Here is a 26,268-nt window from a genome sequence, read left to right as displayed (position 1 = left end):
TTACTCTTATTCTGTTTGCGTAAAAAACTGACGCACATCTTGCGCAGTGAAAGGCCAAAATAATTGCGGGCCTTGATCGCTTTTTAAAACGGGTATACTGGTCTGATATTCTGTAATTAATTCTTCATCACTCATAATATCAACAAGCTGTAACAGATCATCACCCAACAACGGCGTGATCAAGCTCTGCGCTTGCTCACATAAATGACAGCCATCGGTATGATACAAAATCCACTTAGCCATGGGTTATCAACCAGCTATTATGTATTTTTTTATTGCGTTTAAAGTCAGGAGAAATCGTCTGCTCTGAAATATTAACAGCTTTTAAGCCTAAGCCAATCAAGCCAACTTCATCCATGGTGAAGCCACGCATATTATTCGAGAAAATCAACGTGCCAGATGGACTGAGGATTTTTTTGACCCATGTCAGTAATTTAATATGATCATTTTGTACATCAAAAGCATCTTTCATGCGTTTTGAATTTGAAAACGTTGGCGGATCTAAAAAGATCAAATCGTATTGGCTTGTGGCATGCTCAAGCCACTTCAAACAATCAGCTTGTTCGAAACGATAACGAGTATTGCTAATATTGTTCAGGTCAAAGTTATCTTGGCCCCATTTTAAATAGGTTTTCGATAGATCAACCGTGGTTATCGCTTTAGCGCCACCCAGAGCGGCATGTACAGAGGCTGTCCCTGTGTAGGCAAATAAATTCAAGAAGCGTTTATCTTTGGCATTTTCTTGGATATAACGACGAGCAAGACGGTGGTCTAAAAACAAGCCAGTATCTAAGTAATCAAATAAATTGACTTTAAACTTCGCGCCAAACTCCTCAACTACTTGAGTACGATTTTGCTTAGCCATCGGTGTGTATTGCTCTTCACCTTTTTGCTTTTTACGTACTTTTACAGCAATATTTCCAGGTGCGATATTGAGCTGCTGTGAGGTTAACGAAATCACGTCTTGTAAACGTTTGTGCGCTGTTACATCGTCAATTTCTTTCGGCGCAGCGTACTCAAATATTACCGCTGAATCACCATAAATATCAACAGCTACATTGTATTCAGGGATGTCAGCATCGTAGACACGATAGGCCTGCACATCATTTTGTTTGAGCCAATTTTTCAAGCCTTGCTTATTCTTTTTAACCCGATTAGCAAACGACATTGAACCTTCAAAGTTCAATGCAGGCTTATCTTCAGTTGTTTGGCTGACTTGTTTGTCATCAAGTTGATATAAATTAAGTACCACATCAAGTGGACCATTTTTAAATTTATAACGCTTGAGTTTCACCAGCTTTAATAATTTAAATAAACTCTCATCCATGCCTAGTAGAGCAAGTTTCCAGTTATTAAAATGTTTTTTAAAGCCTGTACCTAAAGCACTGTGTAAACTTACCAACTCAGCCATCGAACCAATACGTTCACCATACGGTAAATTTGAAATAACCACACCTGGTAATTTCGCCACTGAAGTAAGCTTAGTTGCATCGCTTTGTTTAAACTTGATCACATCGCCTAGATCAGCTCTACGAGCATTATCTACTGCTTTGCTTAGTACATTAGCGTCATTGTCATGGCCAATAAGCCATAGTTTAGGATCTGTAATTTGTGCTGTAAGCTGCTCTTTTAACTCTTTGTATTTAGCAATACGGAAACTTGGTAAGCGCTCAAATGCAAATCCCTCACGGAATAAACCCGGCGCTTCATTACGCGCCATGCCAGCAGCTTCAATCAAAATAGTGCCAGCACCACAGCAGGGATCAAATAGCGGCTGTTGAACATTATCAAGCCAACCACTGCGTTTGATCAGTGCTGCCGCTAAATGCTCTTTAATAGGTGCCTTACCTTGACCTTCTCGGTAACCACGTTCAGATAAACGCGGCCCTGAATAATCGATATACATGGCCACACCTTGACGCGATAAACGCGCAACAACGCGTACATTGGCATCTTGTTTATCAACATTTGGCCGCTGTTCAAATAAATCATTAAAATAATCAACAATCGCATCTTTGATCACTAAACCTGAGAACTGGGTATTTTTAAGTGAGTCGTTGGTACCATTAAAGTCGACTGCAAAAGTTTGCGTTGGACCAAACCATTCCTGCCAAGGCTGTGAGCGAGCAAAATTGTAAAGGCTTTCTTTATTATTAACGCCCTCCTTCTCTTCGATCAACATCAGCACTCGTGTCGCGAAGCGGCTCATTAAACAGACCTTTTGTGCTAATGTAGTGTCGGCGTCAAAACGCACAGAACCGACTGTTTGTTTGGTCACCGTAGCGCCAATGTCAGTAAGTTCATCAACCAATAAATTTTCGATTCCGATAGAAGTAAGTGCGATAAAATGCAAAGTAATAACCCTTAATAGCTAATTGCGCGGGATTATAACATAGGTTGGGCGACAAACACGCGATAAACAAAGGAACTACAAAAAATATGCTTAGGCTGTTTTACTGTTTTGTGCGTGGTTATAAATTGGATGGACACGATTGTTAAGTATACGAATAGCTTCAAATTGATTAAGGCTTAAGTTTTCATCAAGCTTAAAATGCTCAGATAGACAAATGCATAAAGAGGCTTCTTTACAGTGGTCAACAATCAAAAACTCACCACTTTGTTCGCTAGTTTGCAATTTTATAACGGCTTCTATACTGGGCTCATTGCCTTTGTAGGGTTCGAAAAACCAACTTTTTGCCAGCATTGGCTTTAAATAAAATTTAGCTGCTGTCGCATTGAGCGCAATTTGACATAGCTGCGCGCCATTCCATAGATTAAATCCAGCAAGATATTGGTAAACCTGCTGATAAAAGGCGGCATCTTCTAAACTAAAGTTAGGTTGGGTTAAAATAGCATCGGTGAGTTGACGTAGTTTATAAGGCGTGCACAGCTGCATATCTTGATCTAAATCGATCAATAAACGATTTCTTACTGGACAAGCAATCCATTTCCACTGCTTTGATGCTTGTAACATGCGTTCCCTACGCCTCGACTAATTAATCTTATGAATATTGTAGTATAGCGGCTTTTGACCAATTAATATATATTTCTTTAGAACATTTATTGAACGATCAAAAGCTTAAATAACGGATCCTTATAAGCCTTGCAGGATCGTTTTTACCAATTGCGGTCCTTTATATATAAATCCAGTGTATACCTGTACAAGATCCGCACCTGCTGAAAATTTTTCTTTCGCACTGGCTGCATCATCAATTCCGCCCACTCCAATGATCGGCAACTTACCTGCGGTTAAACGTTTTAATTCTTGCACTACATGCGTGGAGCGCTCACGTACTGGCTGACCTGACAGGCCTCCGGCTTCATCAGCATATTGTTGTCCATGCACCGCAGCCCGCTCTAAGGTAGTGTTCGTCGCTATTACACCATCGATGTTGTTATTTAATAATGATTCACTAACTTGAGCTATTTGCACAGCATCAAGATCTGGGGCAATTTTTACTAGCATTGGCACTTGTTTATTATGTTTGGCGATCAAATCAAGCTGCTCATTTTTAAGGCTTTGCAAAAGATCATCTAGTGCAGCACCATATTGCAGATCGCGAAGTCCTGGCGTATTTGGTGATGAGATATTGACAGTAATATATGAGGCATGTTCAAACACTTTGCGCATACAGTGGATGTAATCGTCTTTACCTTGTTCATTTGGGGTATCTTTATTCTTACCAATATTGATACCTAGAATGCCGTCGTATTTAGCAGCCTTAACGTTATTAATTAGGTTATCAACACCTTTATTATTAAAGCCCATACGATTGATAATTGCATTTGACTCCGGCAGACGGAAAATACGCGGCTTGTCATTACCGACTTGTGGACGAGGTGTCACAGTACCTACCTCAATAAAGCCAAAACCCATCTTTGCAAACGCATCAATACATTCTGCATTTTTATCAAGGCCAGCTGCTAATCCTACTGGGTTTTTAAACTGTAAACCTAAAAATTCGACTGGACGATCTGCCACTGATTGCGACCATGCAGCACTGAACGGGGTATTGTTAAAACGGCGCAAGTTATGAAGTGCAAATTCATGGGCCCATTCCGCATCACGGGTGAACATAAAACGGCGAGCAAGATCGTAAAACATGAAATAATCCTCTTAATAAAAAAATACCCCAGACTAGGCTGGGGTATTGTATAACAATTTTAACGATTAACTCATTATTTTCATGTGGGAAAATAATCAGTCAGTATCAATTGCTTATTTTGCAGATGTATCACAGTTATGACTAAGTAGCATAAGTTCACGTAATGCAACTGAGAACTTAGCAAAATCATGACTTTGTGAAGTCTTAAATTCAGCTAACATTTGCTTCCAGCGTTGTAGTAATAAATCTTGGCTGTCCATCCACTGATCAATTTGACCGTCAACATCTTTGTTATCACCAGCAAAGTTATTTAAAACAACTTCAGATAGTGTACGTTGTTGCCAATCAAGCTCTTCACGGTATGAAGCGCGGGCCAATGCTTGCCAATGATTCGCCACCGGCTGATGAGTAATTTGGTCAAGGAACCAATGCAGTCCCATCCGTGCACCTAGTTTGAAGTAGGTATTAGATACCATATCAATACTACGCCCTGAATTTGCAGCAACTTCTGCTAAGTCCATTACTGAGAACAAGCTAGAGAGCGAAACAATACGTGTTGCAAGCTCAGCTGGTACTGCACTTTCAATAAGCTTGTCTGCGGCCGCAGATAAACGTTCACTTTCTTTTTCTACCATGTAGGTAGTTAAGTTTGCACTTAAATCAGCGAAGGTCGGTGCAAAGAAGGCAATTGTTTGCTCAATATTTTGCGCTTTATTGCGATGACGTAAGAACCAACGTGTTGCTCGGCGTACTGTACGACGTAACTGATACAACATTTCAGTTTGCACTGCGGCTGGGATCTTGTTATCAAGATCAACAATTGCAGACCACGTATCACGCATTTGGAATACTTCACTGGCAACAGAGTAACATAACGCAATTTCAGCTTCGTTTGCGCCAGTTTCTTCATGCATACGTACCATGAAGTTCAGACCCATATCGTTAACGATATTATTAGCTAATTTAGTAGCAATAATTTCTTTACGCAGTGGGTGATTATCCATCGCAGTATTGAACTTTTCACGTAGTGGTAAAGGGAAAGACTTCACTAATAGCTGACGATAATATGGATTTTCTGTGATGTCGTCAGTCACGAGTGACTCTTTAAGTACCATTTTAGCGTACGACACAAGCACCGATAACTCAGGGCGAGTTAAATCTTTACCCGCTGCAGCGCGTTCTGCCAACTCTTCATCGCTTGGAATAAATTCAATTGCACGATTTAACTTGCCATCTTTTTCAAGGGCATGAATAAAGCGTACTTTTTCTTTAAGCGTTGATGAGCCTTTTGATTGCGTAATTGACAGTGTATGCGTTTGACGATAACAGTCTTTCAGTACCAGTTGTGCAACTTCATCGGTCATTGAATACAGTAGCTCATCACGTTGTTTACGCGTTAAATCACCGGCTGTAACTAAACCATTAAGTAAAATTTTGATATTTACTTCGTTATCAGAACACGCAACTCCACCTACGTTATCAATGAAGTCAGTATTAACGCGCCCGCCTTTAGCAGCAAATTCAATACGTCCTAATTGGGTTGCACCTAAGTTGCCACCCTCACCGAGTACTTTTGCACCAAGCTCACTACCATTGATACGTAGGGCGTCATTTGCACGGTCGCCTACATCTGCATCGCTTTCTTTACTGCTCTTAATGTAAGTACCAATGCCGCCATTCCATAATAGATCGAATTCCATCATTAAGAATGCTTTGATCAGCTCGTTTGGTGTCATGCTGGCTTTTTTAGTGCCCAACATTTTTTTCATTTCTGGCGTTAAAGTGATTGATTTAGCCGCACGTGAGAACACCCCGCCGCCCGCTGAAATCAAGTTTTTGTTGTAGTCTTCCCACGATGAACGAGGTAAGTTAAATAGGCGCTCGCGCTCTGGGTAAGACGTCGCTGAATCTGGGTTTGGATCAACAAAGATATGCATATGGTTAAATGCCACTTGTAAACGGATATGCTTGGATAACAACATACCATTACCAAATACATCCCCAGCCATATCACCAATTGCAACTACCGTAAAATCAGTTGTTTGTGTATCAATGTCCATTTCGCGGAAATGACGTTTAACCGATTCCCATGCGCCTTTGGCCGTAATACCCATTTTCTTATGGTCATAACCTACTGAACCACCTGATGCGAATGCATCACCTAGCCAGAAGTTATATTCATTGGCAATGCCATTGGCAATATCAGAGAAAGTAGCTGTACCTTTATCAGCGGCTACAACCAAATATGCATCATCTTCATCATGACGAGTTACATCAACCGGCGGCACAATTTCACCTTGGATAATGTTATCTGTGATATCTAATAAACCACGAATGAAGATTTTGTAACACTCTTGGCCTTCTTTGAAGAATGCGTCACGATCCGTAGGCAGTTGTTTACAAACAAAGCCGCCTTTTGAGCCTACAGGTACAATAACTGTATTCTTTACTTGTTGTGCTTTAACTAGACCAAGTACTTCCGTACGGAAATCCTCACGACGATCTGACCAACGCAAGCCACCACGCGCAACTTTACCACCACGTAAATGCACACCTTCTACACGTGGAGAATAAACAAATATTTCAAATGCCGGTAATGGCAATGGCATATCTGGAATTAAGCTTGGATTTACTTTGAACGACACATAAGACTTAAACTGACCTATGTCATCTTTTTGGAAGTAGTTAGTACGCAGCGTAGCAATGATCATATCGACGTATAAACGAATAATACGGTCATCATCTAAGTTAGCAACGTTTTCAAGTTCTACATAAATTTGCGCAATTAGCTTATCAAGCGTTTTAACACTAGCAGGGCTTTTAACAGAGAACTTTTTAGCAAATAAATTAACAATTTGCGAACCAATGTGCGGGTAATTAGCTAATGTGCTCTCGATGTAGGTTTGCGAGAAAGTAACCCCAACTTGGCGCATGTATTTTGCATAAGCGCGTAAAATTGAGGCTTCGCGACCAGTTAAGCCACCCATTAACACTAAACGGTTAAAGCCGTCATTTTCTAAACGGTTACTCCACACACTAGTAAGTGCGGCACGAAAACGTGCTGATACTTTATCGAAATCTGCAATGCCTTTGCTATCAAGTAGCATTGAGAAATCCATGATCCAGTTGATACGGCCATCGCTGGTTTTAACCGAATAAGGCGTTTCACCAATGACGCGCAAGCCAAAGTTTTCAAGCATTGGCATAACGTCTGATAAATGGATTGGCTCATCTTTGTGGAATAAGCTCAAACGTACAATGTTGCTGTTCGCTTCTTCTTGCGGACGGTAAAACAACATTTCAAGCTTGTTATCGTCATTCAATAGTTCAAGCTTTTCAATATCAACAACAGCGGCACTTGGCAGTACTTCATCTTTGTAAGAACGGGCAAACGCATTACAATATTTGCGGTTTAATTCGTTACCACGTGCTTCACCAGCAGACTCTAACAGTGCTGATTGTAATTTATCTTCCCAAGTACGAGCGGCTTCTACTAAATTATTTTCGATGTCTTTCACGTTATATTCTATATTGTTGTCAGTCACACGCACGGTATAATGAGTACGCGCCAGTGTAGACTCAGAGAAGAAGGTAGTAAATTCGACTTTATCGTCTGAATTAAATGCATTGCCTAAAATATCTTGTGTTTCACGACGCAGTGCTGTGTTATAACGCTCACGCGGAACATAGACCATGCAAGAGAAAAAACGACCATAGGCATCTTTACGCACAAATAAGCGACACATATCGCGCTCTTGTACTTGTAAAACACCCATTGCAACTTCAAGTAACTCGCTTTCACGGGCCTGAACAAGTTCATCACGCGGATAGGTTTCAAGAATATTTAATACCGCTTTATAAGCATGAGTGCCTTTGGCAAAATCACACATTTCCATGATGCGATTTATTTTACTTTTTAAAACTGGCACATCAGCGGCGCTGTTGTTATAAAAACTTGATGAAAACAACCCGATGAAACGGTCTTCGCCAATCACATTCCCCTCATCATCAAAACGTTTAATCCCTACATAATCTATGTATGCTGGGCGATGTACGCGTGATAACGAATTGGTTTTTGTAAGGATCAACAGGTTATTGCTACGGGCTTCTTGACGGGCAACTTCTGGTAATTCAGATAACAGGCGAGAATGCTCTTCGGTTGAATTCTTCATCAAACCTAAGCTGCCCTCGATTTTACCTTTGAGCTGGTAATCGCCTTGTACTGGCGACAAATCGTATTGGCGATAGCCCATTAATGTAAAATTATCTTTTACTAACCAATCTAAGAATTCAACAGTCTCTGCAACTTCACTTGCATTGTTGTTATGATTACGTTTTGGTAATTCTTTACTGACCGCAATTAACTTTTTGCGGATCGGTTGCCAATCTTCTACCGCAGTAGACACATCGTTCAACACTGACTCAAGCTCTTTTTTGAACGAGTCAATCACTGAAGAATCTGTTTGGCGATCAATTTCGATAAAAAACACTGTTTTTGTAGAGCTAGACTCTTGTTCGGCTTTTAAATTTGATAAAGCCGAAATTTTAGCGTTTTTATCGCGTTGAATCTTAAGTGGGCTGTGTAATAGCAAGTGAGATGCGATATTTTCGCGGGTCATCGCCATACGAACAGAATCAACTAAAAATGGCATATCTTTAGCGATAATTTCGACGATTGTGTGTGATGACTGCCAGCCATCTTTTGCTACTTCAGGATTGAAAACGCGGATCACCGCATCATCAGAGGTATTTTTTTCTAGCGAGTTCCATAGGCTAAGTGCAGCGCCATATAAGTCACTATCATTGCGATGTGCCAAATCTTCTTTAGACATATTGCTGTACAAGGATTTGGCGAATTTCTCAACGAGTAACACATTATCAGCGTGAACTTTTTTCTGGATCAGCTTACAGACATTATCTAAGATAACCGAGGCTTGCCCTTCATTTCGTGTCATTACATGTTCCTTAAATCTATACCACCTACTTAGATGGAAAATTTGTACAGCAATTTATTGTGTGGAGTCAGGCAAATTCTAACCCTTTTAAAATTAATAAACAGCCCTTTCGGTGAAAACATTTTAAGCATTTCAGCTATTTGGTCATCTATTCACAAATTATAGATATAAATGGCCTTTACAGGCCATTTAGGAGCAAAATTATTCACATTATTTTTTCTGGTCAGTCCAGATCAAACTACCAATTGCTGGTAAAAGTAATACTGCGCCAAGCATATTGACTAAAAACATGAAGGTTAACAATATTCCCATGTCCACTTGGAACTTAAGATCAGAGAAAATCCAGGTGCTCACACCAATAGCTAACGTGATACCGGTAAATAACACCGCACTACCACGCTCAACGAGTGCATTACGATACGCCACTGGTAAGGCAACACCTTGCTTTAATTGCCCCATCATCGATGACAAAATATAAATCCCATAATCCACCCCAATACCTACACCTAGTGCAATCACTGGCAACGTTGAAACAGTCAGACCGATTTCAAGTTGTACCATTAAAGCTTGCGCAAGAGTCGATACAATATACAAGGGTAACACTACCGCTATGGTCGCTTTTACACTCTTAAAGCTAATCAAGCATAAAATAATAACTGCACCATAAACGTATAACATCATAGGTAATTGTGCAGCAGAAACTGATTCATTCGTCGCAGCCATGACGCCGACAGGCCCTGAGGCCAGCTTAAACTGCAGCATATCGGTTTGTTCTTCAATGGCAAATTGTTTAACACTGGCAATGATATGTTCAATGGTCTGCGCTTTATGATCATCTAAAAAGATAATCACAGGCATAACTGAACAATCACCATTGAGTAAACCGGTACTGGTTTCGACTCGTGAGGTAGATTGCACCAAACTTGCCGTATTACGAGGCAAACTTTGCCATTTTAAATTACCTTCGTTATACCCGGCATTAACCGACTGCGCGACTGAGCTTAGGGATACTGCTGATTGAACACCTGCTAAGTTTTCAACTTTATATTGAAAACGACTAATGCGATCCATTACGTCGTGCTCTGTACATGCTGCAGGGTAAGCTTCGACAATCACTTTTAGAATATCGGATGAAATTGTATATTTGTCCGATATTAAAAAGGTATCTTGGTTATAACGGGCATCTTGATGCAATGACGGTGCACCTGCATGTAAATCGCCGATATGCATTTTCCCTGCTTGCCAATAACCTACAGCAAACAATACTAAGGTGCAGCCAATAATGATTTTCGCGCATTTTGGATCAGTGGCTTTGACTAACAGATCACGAATTGAATCAAGTAAGTTTGGTTTTTCGCTGTTGCCTGATTGAATATGAACTGTGCTTTCAAAGCGCATATACGATGCCCATACTGGCAATAAAATCAAATTAGTAAAAATAATAACAGCCACACCTAAACTTGCTGTGATAGCCAGTTCACGAATTATACCTATATCTATGGTTAGTAACGTCAAAAAGCCGACCGTGTCTGACAGCAATGCAATACCACCGGGTATTAACAGCGATCTAAAACTAGCCTGACAGCAAAGACGCGTATTACTGCTTCCTTCGGCGACTTTTTTACCTATTGCATTGATCATCTGTACGCCATGACTTACGCCGATTGCGAACACTAAGAATGGTACTAGAATCGACATTGGATCTAGACCAAAGCCTAAGCTCGACAATATCCCTAACTGCCAAACCACGGCAATAATTGAACAGGCTATAGGTAAAATAGTGAGCTTGATGCTGCCGCAAAATAACCACACCATGATGAAAGTAAACGCGATAGCAATAGCAAAAAATAACACAACCCCTTTCGCACCTTCGGCAATATCACCGGCCATTTTGGCAAAACCAATAATGTGGATACTTACTTTATCAGTGCTCAATGGCTCTCGAATTTCGCTTTCTAGCTTTTGTGCAAACGCTAACGTATCTAATTTTTCTTGCGTTTGCGGATCAGTTTCCATCAACTGCGCGGTTACCATCGCACACGAATAATCAGAGGCAATCATCCTGCCTACGACTTTCGCTTTTTCGATATTCTCTTTAACAACCGCTAAACCTCGTTGATCAGCAGTAAAATTGGCGGGAATAATTGGCCCACCCGCAAAGCCGTCTTCAACAACTTCAACAAAACGTGCACTGGGTGAAAAAATTGAATTCACTAACGGACGATTCACCCCAGGAATAAAATATAACTGATCATGAACGGCTTTTAATTGGGTGAAAAACTCAGGATTAAAAATATCACCGCTATCATCACACACTGAGATCAAAATACTATTTGCGCCACCAAATTGCTTTTCATGCTTTAAATACACTTTCATATAATCATGATTAAGTGGAATATTTTTATTAAATGAAGCATCAAGTTGGATTTGTGTGGCTTTAAAACCTAAAAAACATGTTATTAAAATAAAACTTATCACCATCATTAATCGATGACGAAAAACTGCTTTCTCTAAAAAATTGACGATTGTGTGCATTATGGAGCCATCCCCTTCACTTTAATGCCATTTTCTGATGCCATAACCAATTGATTTTCAAAAATAACGGCATCAAGAATTGCTTTACCATCCGCTAACTGCTCAATAGTAAGTTGATTATTTTTATAGTGGAAAATCACACCGCTGTTGGCAAGTAACAACCATTGATTATCACCGCTAGCGATAATACTATTGATTGTGGCGGTTTTATTATTACTTATTGGTTGCCATTGCTCACCTACCTGACGGCTAAAAATATTGCCTCTTAAACCCGCGACTATTTCTTGCCCTTGTTCATCGCTGGCATAAGCAAAAAAAGAACCCCGGTAGATTTCTTCATCGCGTTGCCATGTTTTTCCGTTGTCTGTACTGTGCGCTAACAAACCCATTTCGCCCACTAACATAAGTTTATCTTTTGTTGTGACAATACGATTAAAGTGCGGCAATATTGATGCAGTTTCGGCTTCATAGCCTTGAGGATCGGATTCTTTTAAATCATTTAAGTAATCTCTATCATCTGCAAATAATAAAGAATCCAGAAAACGCTTTTGCCAATGTTTGCCACCATCACTGGTTTCATAAAACATACCATAGGCACCCACAGCAAAGCCGTGAAGTTCACTGGTAAATAAAATATCTAAGCAAGGTTTATCTAATTGCGTATTCACTTGTTGCAACTGCCAGTTTGCACCACCATCATTGGTATGAACAATAGTCGCATCATGCCCGCAAGCCCAACCGAGTTCACTGCCACTGAAGGCAACCGCCGTTAATAACACTTGCGTTGGAACGCTCGCTTGTTGCCAATTTTTTGCATTACTGCTGGTAATAATAGTGCCATGTTTTCCGACAGCGACCAGTTGCTTTCCCGTGTATTCAATATCAGTCAACAGGGTTTTATCTGCTTTAGTTGCGACAATTGCAGCAAGTGGTTCAGCTGCAATAGAAAGAGTTGAAAGGCTCGCCACAGCGGCAAGACCTGCATAAAGCATGTACTTCATAAATTAAAATCGCCTTGAAAAGAATGTGTTTGTCGGTATATAACGTGCAGTCGGGGGACTCGGTTAGTGTCATGACCCAGTGCGTGTCAGAGTGACAAACGCGATTTGAAATAATAAAAAAGCACCTAGATAATTCCAGGTGCTTAGAGTGTATTAACGACCTTCGCGGCGCAGTGCACTTGAGGTAAATTCATTATCATTAAACGATTGTGAGAAATCATACATTTTCTCTTGGTTATCTAAACCAATCGCTAGGTAACGGCGTGAATTCAAATCGTAGTAAACGTCTAATGTACTCCAGTTAGTGAGCGCATCGTAATAGTTAATTGTATGAGCCATCGCTACACGGTACATTTGGTCACGGTTATCATAGATATCCGTCACTTGTACTTGCCAGCTATCTTCATCAATATAAAATACGCGCTTCTTATAAATATGACGAGTGTCGCCTTTCAAATCTGCCTCTACAACCCAAACACGGTGTTTTTCATAACGCACATGTTCCGGATTGATGTGACCGGCCATCAGAATATCGTCATACTGTAACTTATCACTGTGTAACTTATAACTATTGTATGGTACATAAAGCTCTTGCTTACCTTTGAGCGTCCATGTATAGCGGTTTGGCGAACCGTTAAACATATCGAAATCATCGGTTGTACGCAAGCTATCAGCTGCTGTCCCTGGTGCATCATAAGCAACATTAGGCGCGCGACGAACACGACGCTGGCCAGAATTGTAAGTCCACGCTTGTCGCGGAGTTAAAATTTGGTCCATGGTTTCATGAACTAATAGGGCCGTGCCAGCTAAACGCGCAGGCTCGGTGACTTTTTGTTTAAATTTAAACAAAATATTAGATTCTTGTAACTCTGCTGGTGTTGCTTTTGGATCTGAGTACTTAACTAACAGTTGCTCATCAAAGCCAACTAAATTATACGAACCTGAGGCTATAGGAGCTGCTTGACCGCCAAAACGCTCAATTGACAGACCACGGTAGCGTAATAAATGGTTCCAAATTGCCTCTAAGCCAGTTTTTGGAATAGGAAAAGGAATACCAATTGCGGTATTTTTTATCCCATTACCTTCTTCTATCAACTCTGCAGTTGGTGCGTATTTTTTTGTCGCATCATAGACAAACTGTGGGTTTGAAGCACTGCGATGAGTAGTATAGATATTCATTTTAAACGTATCTGGATACGCTTCAAAAAGAGCTACTTGACCAGGACTTAAATTTGCTTTGTATTTATCAACATTCGATTTATCAATGGTGAAAAGTACTTTGTCGTCAGCGTACGGATCTGGATGATGCATTCCCGGCGTATAACCTGCCGGTGCTTTAGTAATACCACCTGTCCACGCAGGAATCGAACCATCAGCATTACCTGCTTTTTCTGCACCTAAAGGAGTTAGATCTGCACCTAAACGTGCTACTTCTTCACTGGTCATTTTGGCAACGACCGCTGTTGTAGAAAACAAACTACATAGCGTTAGTGCAATGAGGGTAGGTTTTTTTATCATCATGATACCCCTAAATTGAATATTTAATATTGAAAGAAACAAAATCACGGTCTGAGAAAGTATTTATATCACCGCCACCCCAGAAAGAGTTGTAGCTAAAGTCAAATGACCATGCATTTTGATAATTAAAGTTCGCTGTAACACCAAGTGACTTACGATCTTCTATAAATAAGAACATCGGATCGGGTGTGTTACCATTTACATCGTGCGAAAATACAATACGAGGTGAAAAGTTAACTCCTTTGAAGAAGTTATAGTAATCGCCTTTGGCAATTAAGCGATATCCCCACGATGATGCTGATGCAAACTCTTTTTGCTCTGGCCCATTTGATAAAGCCATATGAAGTGTTGAGTAATCATCGGTACCTGGTCCAGTCATAATACCGCTTCGACCAGTGCCTGATACATTTAAACGCATTTCATCATATTCAGGCATGTTATTAATGTGCACACCACCAATTTCACCCACAACAGCCCAGCTATCAGCCCAAAGTGATGGGCCAAATAAATGTGTTGCTGTAAACTGCAATTGGCTAGTATTACGCTCAATATAACCTTTTGCTAATTCGCCAGGTCCTACAACGCTAATTGCGTCACCCGGGCTCATTTGTGAAATACCTGCAAACTCAGGACGAAGCCCCGCTACCGCTAACTGCTCAGGCATAGCAGCATAAAGCAATTCTACGTCATCGATTTGTAATGGTTCGTCTTCACGGAAGGTGAACTCACCAGCAAACGCTGTTTCACCAATTGATGTATTAAAGCTTAACCCATACAGTTTAATATCTTCTGGATACTCATTGGTTGCTTTAGCAAATGCTTTTAAATCAGAGACATTGTCAGAAGTGATTTTAGTCGTTGCTAACATGGCTAAATCTTGAGCCATTGAGGCTTGTGTAAAGTTAGATACGCGACCAGAGATAAGCGGGCGACGACTATGGTAGTTTACATGATAAAGTGCAACCTCAGTGTCATTAAACTCTGGTAAAAACATACCTAAACGTAAACCATATTGGCCACCATCATCAGGCTCAGTTTTACCATCCCCTCCTTTGCCTTTAAGCGCGACTTTAGTAGGGTACGCTAGATAAGTTTGTGCCAATAACGCTTTACCTTCAGGGCTTGCAGGATCGATCCCTTTAGCGGCAGCAGCTTGACCAAAGGTGGTCATCAAGTTATTTAAGCTATCAGTTAAAAACGCTAAATCTATATCAGGGTTAGAGGTAAAACCAAGCTGTACATTTTGCTGATAACCATTTTCTGCGGCAAAGTCATTGGTTGAAAAATACGTACCAGCTGCAGGTAAGCGTGTTTCATGCCATTGGTACTGGTAAAAGCCTTCCAAAGTCACATTTTCAGTGATCCCTAAAGATGCCCATAACATACCAACTGGAATAAAGGCTTCTTTTAACTCGGCACCAGGCGCTTTTAATCGGTCAATATCGACCGGATTTACGTTAATACCGTGAGAAATTAATGTGCTTTCACCCCAGTTTATAACTTGTTGGCCAAGGCGAATAGAAAGTGGATTATTACCCTCATTCAAATCAAAGTTGGCCCATACGTAAGCATCTAATAGACGAATATCTGCGCAGCTTTGTTTTTTAGTGTCTTTATCATCACAAGGATCAACTCCTTGGCCTGAAGTTGGATTAACATAGGCGCGATCGCCATCCATCAATTCAAAATCATAAAAATACATAAAACGGGTGAAAAGGCCGTAGTTATCTTTGTTGATCGATAAATCGTGTGTCCCTTTCAACAGCTTTGAAAAAGACTCACCACTATCAAAGTTCAAATCCCCAGCGTCACCGTTATTAGAGTAAGAGCCAGGTTGGGCCCAGACATCTTGCGCTGAATAAATAGGATTTAAAACGGAGTTGTAGCCTGTCCAATCAAAAGACGGGTTATTACTTTTCCCTATTAAGTTAAAGTTTCGGTCTTCAACACGAATACTTTGCCCATAAGAGAAAGTCGAGTCGAAGGTTATATCAAACCCTCCGGCCTCAAATGTTGCAGCCTGTGTTGGTGCTGCTGATAACCCTAAAGTAGCGGCTGCGATGCCTAGTACTAGTTTATTTTTAACAAAAAGCGATCTTCTTATCATTGTGTGTCCCCCTGTCGCGGGTAATTTTGTGATCAAGTTATTGTTTTTAGTGTAGTCGTAACGATAGAAGCGAAATAAAGAAATTACAAATAGAACGCGTTCAATCGGTCATAATTTTTCTGTTTAGTTGACGTTCACCTAATGGTAAGACGTCCTACCAGATAATTTATACACGTAAATTAACAATAGGACAAATCGAATTAACAAAAAAATAATATTATAAGTGATTATTTTAAAATATTGTTTTAGGCAACACGTTCCAAACGTAAAAATTTATGCTCTGGGGTAAGCAAAAGTCGAAAGCGCCCTCTTACTCCTAAAGAAGAAATAAAAGGACGCAAATGGCTGGCCGCAAAACGTACTTTTTTGCCACCATCTTCAATTACTTGAACTGATGTATACTTACCTTCATAGTAATCCATGCACTGTTTGTAAGTTAAGTTCAGTAAAAAATAATATTCGACCATAATTTATTGTAGTGCTTTATCAACTTTTTCATACAAGTCGTCACTTAAATTATCAAGCAAAGCAAGACGTTGCAACTGAGCTTTGATAGCAACCGAACGTACTTCATCGTATCTGCGCCATGACATAAATGGCGTTAACATACGTGATGCATTTTGGGGGTTGATTGCATTAAGCTTAACTAATAAGTCACCGAGTAATTGATAACCTGTACCATCTTCACGGTGAAACTGTGCGGTATTAAAATGGCTAAAACTGCCCACTAACGCCCTGACGCGGTTTGGGTTTGAAAAATCAAAACAAGGATGATCATATAATTTTTTGATATTAGTAATGGCGTCATCGCCACCTTGCATTGCTTGCAATGCAAACCACTTATCCATCACTAACACATCATGACGCCACTGACTGTCAAATTGGTTTAACAACTCTTTTGCTAAGGGATTGTCAGCTTTTACCACTGCACTGAGCGCGGCGAGTACATTGGTCATATTGTGTGAATTAGCAGTACTAACAAGGAGTTGATTAATATCAAGCTCATTAATTTTTGCCAAATAATGTAAGCACATACCTTTTAATGCACGTATAGCGACAGCTGTTGCACTTACAGAGCCGTCATCAATTAAACTTTGATAACAGTCTAAGAGCTCACTACGCAATTGCTGAGCAATTTGTAACTCAAACTGATTTGTCACTGCAACCAATTGATCCACAGGGATCACATTAAACTCAGCTGCGAGGGTATCAAAACTAGGCAGCTTTAATAATTCCGCAATTAAAGCTAAATCTCCCTCCTGCTCAACTAATAAACTACGTAATGCAGAAATAATTGCTGGATCCAATTGATTATTTTCAGGTGTTGTAATGGCCCCTTTAACTGCCCCAATGAATAATTGTTGTTGAGCATCCCAACGCGAAAAGTCACTGCGCGCAAAGCGCATAATGTGTAATAATTCAGTGGCTGTATTTTGTTGCTCAACAATACACGGCGCAGAGAAATCCTCTAGTAGCACCGCTACAGGCTTCGCGGTTAAACCATCAAAGCTAAACGTTTGCTGCGCTGTTGTGACATCTAAGACATGATCAAGTGGCTGTCCTTCAAACTGTAAAGGGACAGACTCGCCCTGTTGATCAAGTAGCTCGATAGCAAATGGGATATGTAATGGCGCATTTTCTGGCTGATTAAGCGGTGCCAGCTGCTCTATATGCAGTGAAAAAGTACCATTGAGCTTATCAAACTCTTGTTTTACGATTAGCCGTGGTGTGCCAGCTTGGCTATACCAACGTTTAAACTGAGTTAAATCGATACCTGAGGCATCACTCATAGCCGCAACAAAATCATCACAGGTGACGGCTTGCCCATCATGACGCTGAAAATAAAGTGCCATGCCCTGCTGGAACTTTTCTTCTCCCAATAACGTGTGCATCATACGGATAACTTCAGCGCCTTTGTCATACACAGTTACTGTATAGAAGTTATTCATCTCAATCACTTGTTCAGGACGGATCGGATGTGCCATAGGACCGGCATCTTCACTGAATTGATGAGTACGCATTACTTTAACCGCATCAATACGATTCAGTGCCCGCGAGCCTAAATCACTGCTAAACTCTTGATCACGAAAAACTGTTAAGCCTTCTTTTAACGACAGTTGAAACCAATCACGACAAGTCACTCGGTTTCCTGTCCAATTATGAAAATACTCATGGCCAACGATTGACTCTATGGTGTGATAATCTTTATCAGTGGCGGTTTCTTGATTCGCCAACACACATTTAGAGTTGAAAATATTAAGACCTTTATTTTCCATCGCGCCCATATTGAAAAAATCCACAGCAACGATCATGTAAATATCTAAATCATACTCAAGATTAAAACGCTGCTCATCCCACCGCATTGATTTTTTAAGTGATGCCATCGCATGAGGGGTTTTCGGTAAATTCCCTTTATCAACAAACAAGGCTAAATCTATTGTACGACCACTTTGCGTAACAAAGGTATCTTCAAGTACATCAAAGTCCCCTGCAACAAGTGCGAACAAGTAACTTGGCTTTTTGAATGGGTCTTGCCATTTTGCAAAGTGACGGCCATTGTCTAATTTACCTTCCGCTAATTTATTACCATTTGATAATAAATGAGTAAACTGCTCGTCAGCAATAATCGTCACGTCAAAGCTTGCAAGTACGTCTGGGCGGTCAAGATAATAGGTTATTTTTCTAAAACCTTGCGCTTCACATTGTGTACAATACGCACCGCCAGATAGATATAAACCTTCTAAAGATGTGTTAGTTTTTGGCGCTATTTCATTAACGATTGTAAGCTGACATTGCGCTGGTAAATTATGGATCACAAGCTGCTCATCACGTAGGTCATAATCTGTATATGCGTTGTTATCTACAGTAATTGAGATCAGCGTCAAATCAATGCCATCAAGCACTAAATCTGCCACACCAGCTATTTTTTTCGTGATCGTCATAACACTCGTAACACGGGTGTTTAACGGCAATAAATCGAAGGTCAAATCAATGTGATCAATTAAAAATGGTGGAGCTTGGTAATCTTTAAGATACTGTGCTTGAGGTTTTTTTAATGCAGTCATGTGAAACTCCAAAGTGGCTCCTCTTAACAGAGGAGCGTATAATTTATGGCTATTGTTTTGGCTTAATACGTAAAATTTTAATGCCTAGGTAAGCATAAATAACAGCTAGTAATGGATTAATAAGATTAAAAAATGCATATAGCGCATAATCAAATGGGTTGATCAGTAATACACTTTGCATATATGCACCACAGGTATTCCAAGGGATCAGAGGACTGGTTATCGTCCCGCCATCTTCTAATGTTCTTGATAAATTAACAGGTTTCAAACCACGCTTTGCATATTCTTCTTTAAACATCCGACCAGGGACCACAATAGCGATATACTGATCTGCAGCAATTACATTGGTACCAATACAGGTCGCAATAGTAGCAGTAATTAAAGAGCCAGTGCTTTTCGCAATTTTAAGAATACTTTTTACAAAAATATCTAATAAACCTGTTTTTTCCATAATGGCGCCAAACATCAATGCCGTCATGATCAGCCACGTTGTGGTTAACATGCCAGACATCCCACCACCACTGAGTAATGAGTCCATTTTTTCATCGCCTGTCAGGATACTAAAGCCATCAAAAAATGTACTCCAAACCAATTTAAAATAACCGACAATTTGCCCCTGGGAGCTATCAATTTGTGTTGCAATTAGGTCTGATTGAAAAATCATTGCCCATACTGCACCAAGTACCGCACCGATAGAAATTGCCGGAAATGCAGGCATTTTTTTAATTGCTAACACCAGTAAAACAATCAGTGGCACCAGCATCTCTAAACCTATATTAAAGTTTTGTTGTAGAATAGCGGTTATTTCATCAATACGCCCAGCCTCACTTGACGCTGTGGCATTAAAGCCCATAAAAATAAAGATGATTAATGCAATCACAAAACTTGGTACAGTCGTCCATAGCATATGATGAATATGCTCGAATAAATCAGCTCCCACAACCGCAGGAGCTAAATTTGTTGTTTCAGACAGTGGACTGAGTTTATCGCCAAAGTAAGCCCCAGATATTACGGCACCGGCCGTCACTGTTTGCTCTAATCCAAGGCCAGTAGCAACACCGAGTAGCGCTACACCTATTGTCGCCGCCGTGGTCCAAGAGCTACCAATACTCATTGCTACAATGCCACAAATTAAACAGCTTGCTGCGTAAAACCAACTAGGATTAATTACCTGTAAACCATAATAAATAAGTGTAGGTACAGTGCCTGACAGCAGCCAAGTGCCGATCAGCGCGCCAACCATTAACAAAATTAATATAGCGCCCAAAGATAGAGTGATCCCCTCTATCATCGCTTGTTCAAGTTTTTTCCAAGTATAGCCATTTTTAAGGCCAATAAGAGCAGCTGTAAATGTAGCAAACAGTAGCGCAATTTGATTCGGTCCTGATGACGAACTATCACCAAATAAATAGACCGCAGCACCTAATAAACAAATCAGTACAGAAATTGGGATCAAGGCATCGAAAAAGCTGGCCTGTAGGATGGGTTTTTCTTTTTGTGAATTCAAAATTGAGACTCCTACGCGCATTTTTATGCGCGTTTAATTATTATTTTTTAGCACAGACGCGACGCTTAGCCTAACTAAGTTACTTACTTTTGTCAGCGTTTAATCAGTAATTATAGCAATATCAAGAGTTTTAGGCAGCAAAAAAGGCGCCAAAGCGCCTTTTTTATTAACCTGTAAAACAAGTTATTTCTTAGCTACACGACCAAACTTGATATAATCTTGGGTAATTAATGCAGCTTCTTCTAAGAATGGATCTAAGTCGTCTAAGACATCAGGCGCATCATCCAAGCTCTCGATTGGTTTTTCACCTAAACGAGTAAGCCTTTCATTAGTACGAGCTAATGCACGCGCTTCACCATCGTCTTTTTCTTTAATACGCTGCGCTTCTACAAGAGAAATAGTTTTCCGGTCTTTCTCTTCTTTATAACGCGTAATATCTTGAAAAACATAGTTAAACTCAGGTTCTGATTTAATGCGTTCAGCATGCGCTTTGCTTAAGTAAGCAATAGCTGGGTGTAAGTCATCAACCGAGTTATATTTGGCGCGTACGATACTGTCCCACGGTAATGCATTATCCTCTTGGCTTTCGCCCCATTCCGCTGGATCAATTGCTGATGGGAATGAAATATCTGGGATCACACCTTTATGCTGTGTACTACCACCATTGATACGATAGAACTTTGCAATCGTATATTGCACACTGCCAAGTGGATTATCGTATAAATCGTAAGCACGGCCTAAGCCCTTATGCTGTTGCACAGTGCCTTTACCAAACGTTTGCTCACCAATTATTACTGCTCGACCATAGTCTTGCATCGCTGCAGCAAAAATCTCAGAGGCAGATGCGCTGTACCGATCAACAAGTACTGTTAGGGGGCCGTCGTAAAACGTAACACCATCGCGGTCTTTTTGCTCTTCAATGCGATTATTTAGAGTATGAATTTGTACCACTGGACCTTGGTCAAAAAACAAACCAGATAGTTGTGTTGCTTCATATAATGAACCACCACCATTTTGGCGTAGGTCAATTATAATGCCATCTACTTTGGCTTCTTTTAATTTCGCCAATTCTACTTTAACGTCTTTAGACAAGTTGTTGTAGAAACCAGGGATCTCGATAACACCTATTTTGCTGGTTAAATCAGAATATTTTGCTTTGAATACTTCTGATTTTGCCGCTCTATCTTCGAGGCGAATTTTATCGCGAATAATTTCAACTACTTTAGGCGCGCCATGATCATCAGCACCTTTTAAGTATTGTAACCGCACCTTAGTGCCTTTTGGTCCTTTGATTAAATCAACAACGTCATCTAAACGCCAACCAATGACATCAACAAATTCTTCTTTGTCTTGAGCAACGCCGATAATACGGTCGTCAGCTTTAATTTGCTCCGATTTATCAGCAGGTCCGCCTGGAACTAAGCTGCGAATAACCGTGTAGTCTTCGTCGTAGCTAAGTACTGCACCAATACCTTCTAGTTCAAGATCCATGTCCATTTTGAACTGTTCAGCTCTGCGTGGCGATAAATAGGAGGTATGTGCTTCAATACTTCGCGCAAAAGAGTTCATTACGATCTGAAATACATCTTCACTATTGGTTTGCACTAAACGTTTTTGTGCATTGTGATAACGCTTAGTTAATAATTCTTTGATACCAGGCCAATCTTTGCCGGTCATTTTTAATCGTAGTGCATCATATTTTACACGTTCACGCCAAAGCTCGTCTAACTCAGCTTGCGTTTTTGCCCAATCAGCATCTTCACGATCAAAGTAATATTCATCAGCCTTATCAAAGGTCATTGGTGTTTCAAGTAACTTTAAAGAATACTCATAACGCTCAAAACGACGCTGCATGCTTAGGTTGAAAATATCAAAGGTAAAATCAAGTTTACCGGTCGTTAATGCATTATCAAATTGGTTGCGGTATTGCTCAAATGAGGCAATATCCGCAGCCAAAAAGACGCTTTTATTAAAATCAAGGGATTCGATATAACGGTCAAACACTTTACTTGAAAGTGCGTCATCAAAACGAATTGGTTTATAATGTGCACGAGTAAATAAGTTTGTCACCCGTTTGCTAGCCGTACTATGCTGACTCTCTTGCGTAAGTACTGGCAAGTCTTTTGCTGTAACTACATCATTAACATCAGCAATATCTGATGCAAATAATAAACCTGAATACAGGGCGGCAACTAACGGAATGAGCTTAAACTTCTGACTCATACACAACTCCTTAATTTATATACAGCTTAAATAATGTACAGGCTGTCTGCTTTAGTTTTAACTTGCATGCCAGTTACCAACTCTACATGAACGTCTTCTTTGTTCACTTCAGTGATTACTGCATTAACAAGGGCTTGGCCAAGTTTAACTTTAACTTTGTTATTAACCTTGACCTCACTTGCTGGTAAAGGTTCAATTTTACCTGAACGTTTAACCGGCGCAGCTTTTGCTGGTGTGGCATTAACTTTAGCGTTTTTATCGCCTGGTTTAGCGAATTGGCCTGGTTTCTTTTTGTAAGATTTTGTGTCTGAATCATTACGTGGACGTTGTGACTTTTTACGTTTAGCCATTTTCGCACGACTTTCTTCAAGTGCTTTTTGAGCATGATCAATGTGCTCTTGTTCCACTTTAGCATCTTGATTTCCATCAAGATCAATACGAAATTCAGACTTAGTCACGGCTTCTAAATAACGCCAGTTAGACGTATATTTTCTCAGTGCTTGACGTACTTGCGTCTTACTAACTTTTTCAGAACCTTCAATTCGCTCAGCGATATCTTTAAAGATACCTACTTTCAGCGGCTTGATGCCGTCTTTTTGTTTAAAACATTGCGGAAATTCTTGATATAAAAATTCCAACACTTCATTAATATCTTTTAGCTTGTTTGTGGTTTCCATTTTAGAACCTATTTTTCACATCTTTTCATCAAGGGACGAATCGACGTAGTGTGTTACCCAGTCGACCAGCTCTTCAAAGTCGGCTTCAATTACAGCCATATCACCTCGAAGGTGTTCCCAAATACCATTTATAATTTCATCAATTAATTCACATTCAGTATCATCAGGAAGACGATCCCATGCAATGTGGATTAAATCGTTGAGCGTTTCCGCTACATGCTCTTCATCCCCTTCCCAATCACCTACATCAGTGATGGCAAACAGATAATCCTGTACATTTACTAAGTCTTTCATGCAATAGTTGCCTCAAAGCACGCGATGAGTGCTTCTAAACCTTGCTTATCATCAGCATCAAACCTAGCAATACTTGGGCTGTCGATATCTAATACAGCAAATACCTCACCATTTTTGTGGATAGGTATTACTATTTCAGAGTTTGACGCCGCATCACAGGCAATGTGGCCTGCAAATGCATGTACATCTTCAACAAGTTGAGTTTGCGCAGTTGCAGCGGCAGTTCCACAGACCCCCTTTCCGACAGGAATTCGGATACATGCAGGATTACCTTGAAACGGACCAAGTACTAATTCAGTTGGTGAATCCATCAAATAAAAACCAGCCCAATTTACATCATCGAGTGACGTAAATAACAGCGCGCTAATATTCGCCATATTGGCAATAATGTTAGGTTCACCAGTAATTAGCGATTCAGTTTGTTTAACTAATGACTGGTAAAATTCTTGCTTTTGCATACCAAACTACTTCTTATCAAACATACAGTAGCTAAAGGTACTCTTTGTCGCCAATAATTGAAACCTTTTCAGGGCAAAAAAAAGCAATTTGCCCTAATTTTCAGCAAGCTTGGTTAATAATTCTGCTATTGAGGAGGCTGTTGTTTTATCGCACCTAACCTTAATCCATATAAAAACAGTCCCGCCGCTAAAGCTGACATCGCGGTATTAATTAAAAAGACCATACCACCTGTTGCACTGAGTAAGTAACTAAAAATTGCACCACCGAGTAAACCTAATGTCAGTACTCCCGAATAATTAACTTTCGCGTACTTGTACATCAATAAATATCCGGGTACTACAAAAGCAGCCATGGTTAAACCGACAATATGCGCGTTAGCTATCGCACTCATAAGTAACTGGAAAAAGGTAGTCAGCGGATCGGTATTGAGCGTTAATGCATAATAAACTCCTAACACACTGCCAATGATCACAGGTGAAAGTAATGATAACCCAACACTTTTTGCAAGCCGATGTTTCATAATGCGTCCTTAAAATCATACCTGAATAAATACTAAGAATGCATGATGTTTTACAACATCGAAATAGAGACTATGGTCGTAACTAAATAACTACATAAAACTTAGGCACAAAAAAGCCCGCTAATTTAGCGGGCTATTTTATATGGTGGAGAGATAGGGATTTGAACCCTAGAGGGGCTATAAACCCCTGCCGGTTTTCAAGACCGGTGCATTCGACCACTCTGCCATCTCTCCGAAACATTTATAAATCACGAATAAGAGTGTACTCGCAATTATTTTAATTAGGTGGTGGAGAGATAGGGATTTGAACCCTAGAGGGGCTATAAACCCCTGCCGGTTTTCAAGACCGGTGCATTCGACCACTCTGCCATCTCTCCGCACGGCCTGCATAATAGAGAAGGCAGTGCTCTTTGTGAAGCTTTTTTTTTCAAAAAAGTGTTCAAGTGCTTAAAAAACCATTGATTTGTATATTCTTAACTCACCACTGAGCAAAATTCACACTAAATTGAACTTTTCTTTTTAATTATCGGTCTATTGAACTACAAAGGTTTGCCCAAATATAGAAGTCTTGGTAATCTAACTTCAGTTTAATTATCGGAACTTACAATAGGTTTCTAAAGGAGCTCTAAAATGGCATTTAATCATTCGTACAATACCGCTAGACCGGTTATGTCGACCATTGAAACAAACAAGGTACTTAAAAACACCTATTTCTTATTGGCCATGACATTAGCATTTAGTGCTGTGACGGCTGGTATCTCAATGGCATTACAACTACCTTATTTTATGGGGTTAGTTTTTACTCTTATTTCATTTGGCCTTTTATTTGTCGTAAATAAAAAAGCCGAAAGCGCGTCAGGCGTTGCATGGGTATTCGCTTTTACGGGTTTAATGGGTGCGGGACTTGGTCCGTTACTTAACCATTATGCAGCGATGCCAAATGGCCCAATGCTTATCATGCAAGCGTTAGGATCAACTGCACTGATTTTCTTTGGTTTGTCTGCGTATGCACTAAATACTAAAAAAGATTTCTCTTTTATGGGCGGTTTTTTAACGGTAGGCCTTATTGTTGTGATTGTGGCCAGCATTGTTAATATCTTCATCGGCAGCTCGCTAATGTTTATGGTATTAAATGCAGCGGTTGTATTGATCATGTCTGGCTTAATCTTGTTTGATACAAGCCGCATCATCAACGGTGGCGAAACAAACTATATTCGCGCTACAGTCTCTTTATATTTAAGTGTATATAACTTGTTTACTTCATTGCTTGCACTGCTTGGCGCAAATAATGACTAATTAAA

Annotated in this window: 18 protein-coding genes and 2 tRNA genes; 1 reads left to right on the top strand and 19 read right to left on the bottom strand. The window is 40.1% G+C overall.

The window, feature by feature from the left end; all coding sequences use genetic code 11:
• Nucleotides 1–6: 6 nt before the first annotated feature.
• From PSR9079_RS08060 to PSR9079_RS07970, 19 genes are all read right to left on the bottom strand, one after another.
• Entirely contained in the window at nucleotides 7–243 is a 237-nt protein-coding gene (locus PSR9079_RS08060) for a glutaredoxin family protein (RefSeq protein ID WP_149981062.1), read from the bottom strand.
• Nucleotides 236–2,353, bottom strand: coding sequence for a bifunctional 23S rRNA (guanine(2069)-N(7))-methyltransferase RlmK/23S rRNA (guanine(2445)-N(2))-methyltransferase RlmL (gene rlmKL / locus PSR9079_RS08055; protein ID WP_145233826.1), 2,118 nt, complete (start codon nucleotides 2,351–2,353; stop codon nucleotides 236–238). Before rlmKL ends, PSR9079_RS08060 begins: the two co-directional genes overlap by 8 nt.
• A 90-nt stretch (nucleotides 2,354–2,443) precedes the next feature.
• A complete protein-coding gene (locus tag PSR9079_RS08050; protein WP_145233823.1) occupies nucleotides 2,444–2,974 on the bottom strand; it encodes a cell division protein ZapC domain-containing protein in 531 nt (176 codons plus the stop codon).
• A gap of 120 nt (nucleotides 2,975–3,094) precedes the next feature.
• Complete coding sequence (gene pyrD, locus PSR9079_RS08045; RefSeq protein ID WP_149981061.1) at nucleotides 3,095–4,105, bottom strand: quinone-dependent dihydroorotate dehydrogenase; 1,011 nt, start codon at nucleotides 4,103–4,105, stop codon at nucleotides 3,095–3,097.
• A 114-nt stretch (nucleotides 4,106–4,219) separates the two neighbouring features.
• Complete coding sequence (locus PSR9079_RS08040) at nucleotides 4,220–9,061, bottom strand: NAD-glutamate dehydrogenase (protein ID WP_149981060.1); 4,842 nt, start codon at nucleotides 9,059–9,061, stop codon at nucleotides 4,220–4,222.
• Nucleotides 9,062–9,271: 210 nt separating this feature from the next.
• Entirely contained in the window at nucleotides 9,272–11,596 is a 2,325-nt protein-coding gene (locus tag PSR9079_RS08035) for an efflux RND transporter permease subunit (RefSeq protein WP_149981059.1), read from the bottom strand.
• On the bottom strand, nucleotides 11,596–12,597 hold the full coding sequence (locus PSR9079_RS08030) for a YCF48-related protein (RefSeq protein WP_149981058.1): 1,002 nt from the start codon (nucleotides 12,595–12,597) through the stop codon (nucleotides 11,596–11,598). The genes PSR9079_RS08035 and PSR9079_RS08030 overlap by 1 nt, the downstream gene beginning before the upstream one ends.
• A 153-nt stretch (nucleotides 12,598–12,750) precedes the next feature.
• Nucleotides 12,751–14,115, bottom strand: coding sequence for a DUF1329 domain-containing protein (locus PSR9079_RS08025; protein WP_149981191.1), 1,365 nt, complete (start codon nucleotides 14,113–14,115; stop codon nucleotides 12,751–12,753).
• 10 nt (nucleotides 14,116–14,125) lie between these two features.
• A complete protein-coding gene (locus PSR9079_RS08020; protein ID WP_149981057.1) occupies nucleotides 14,126–16,222 on the bottom strand; it encodes a DUF1302 domain-containing protein in 2,097 nt (698 codons plus the stop codon).
• A 245-nt stretch (nucleotides 16,223–16,467) separates the two neighbouring features.
• On the bottom strand, nucleotides 16,468–16,689 hold the full coding sequence (locus PSR9079_RS08015; RefSeq protein ID WP_149981056.1) for a DUF2835 domain-containing protein: 222 nt from the start codon (nucleotides 16,687–16,689) through the stop codon (nucleotides 16,468–16,470).
• A gap of 3 nt (nucleotides 16,690–16,692) precedes the next feature.
• Nucleotides 16,693–19,287, bottom strand: coding sequence for an aminopeptidase N (pepN, locus tag PSR9079_RS08010; RefSeq protein ID WP_149981055.1), 2,595 nt, complete (start codon nucleotides 19,285–19,287; stop codon nucleotides 16,693–16,695).
• Between the two features lie 49 nt (nucleotides 19,288–19,336).
• On the bottom strand, nucleotides 19,337–20,815 hold the full coding sequence (nhaC, locus tag PSR9079_RS08005; RefSeq protein ID WP_149981054.1) for a Na+/H+ antiporter NhaC: 1,479 nt from the start codon (nucleotides 20,813–20,815) through the stop codon (nucleotides 19,337–19,339).
• A 162-nt stretch (nucleotides 20,816–20,977) separates the two neighbouring features.
• Nucleotides 20,978–23,017, bottom strand: a complete 2,040-nt coding sequence (gene prc, locus PSR9079_RS08000) for a carboxy terminal-processing peptidase (RefSeq protein ID WP_149981053.1) — start codon at nucleotides 23,015–23,017, stop codon at nucleotides 20,978–20,980.
• A gap of 26 nt (nucleotides 23,018–23,043) precedes the next feature.
• Nucleotides 23,044–23,694: an RNA chaperone ProQ gene (gene proQ, locus PSR9079_RS07995; RefSeq protein ID WP_149981052.1), complete on the bottom strand. Its 651-nt coding sequence runs from the start codon at nucleotides 23,692–23,694 to the stop codon at nucleotides 23,044–23,046.
• A 15-nt stretch (nucleotides 23,695–23,709) separates the two neighbouring features.
• Entirely contained in the window at nucleotides 23,710–23,988 is a 279-nt protein-coding gene (locus PSR9079_RS07990) for a hypothetical protein (RefSeq protein ID WP_064666123.1), read from the bottom strand.
• A complete protein-coding gene (locus PSR9079_RS07985) occupies nucleotides 23,985–24,446 on the bottom strand; it encodes a GAF domain-containing protein (protein ID WP_149981051.1) in 462 nt (153 codons plus the stop codon). The genes PSR9079_RS07990 and PSR9079_RS07985 overlap by 4 nt, the downstream gene beginning before the upstream one ends.
• 125 nt (nucleotides 24,447–24,571) lie before the next feature.
• The gene (locus PSR9079_RS07980) at nucleotides 24,572–24,967 is read right to left on the bottom strand and encodes a hypothetical protein (RefSeq protein ID WP_145233799.1); all 396 of its coding nucleotides are present in this window, start codon (nucleotides 24,965–24,967) and stop codon (nucleotides 24,572–24,574) included.
• Nucleotides 24,968–25,110: 143 nt separating this feature from the next.
• Nucleotides 25,111–25,201 (bottom strand) — tRNA-Ser (locus PSR9079_RS07975).
• A gap of 52 nt (nucleotides 25,202–25,253) precedes the next feature.
• Nucleotides 25,254–25,344: transfer RNA gene (locus PSR9079_RS07970), tRNA-Ser, on the bottom strand.
• A 253-nt stretch (nucleotides 25,345–25,597) separates the two neighbouring features.
• On the opposite strand from PSR9079_RS07970, the gene PSR9079_RS07965 reads away from it, so the two are divergent.
• On the top strand, nucleotides 25,598–26,263 hold the full coding sequence (locus PSR9079_RS07965; RefSeq protein ID WP_145233793.1) for a Bax inhibitor-1/YccA family protein: 666 nt from the start codon (nucleotides 25,598–25,600) through the stop codon (nucleotides 26,261–26,263).
• Nucleotides 26,264–26,268 lie beyond the last annotated feature (5 nt).

The sequence above is a fragment of the Pseudoalteromonas rhizosphaerae genome (genome assembly GCF_902498845.1).
GTDB classification, from domain to species: Bacteria; Pseudomonadota; Gammaproteobacteria; order Enterobacterales; family Alteromonadaceae; genus Pseudoalteromonas; species Pseudoalteromonas rhizosphaerae.
Note: the sequence above shows the minus strand (reverse complement) of the source record. Positions and strands in the feature narration are given on the sequence as shown.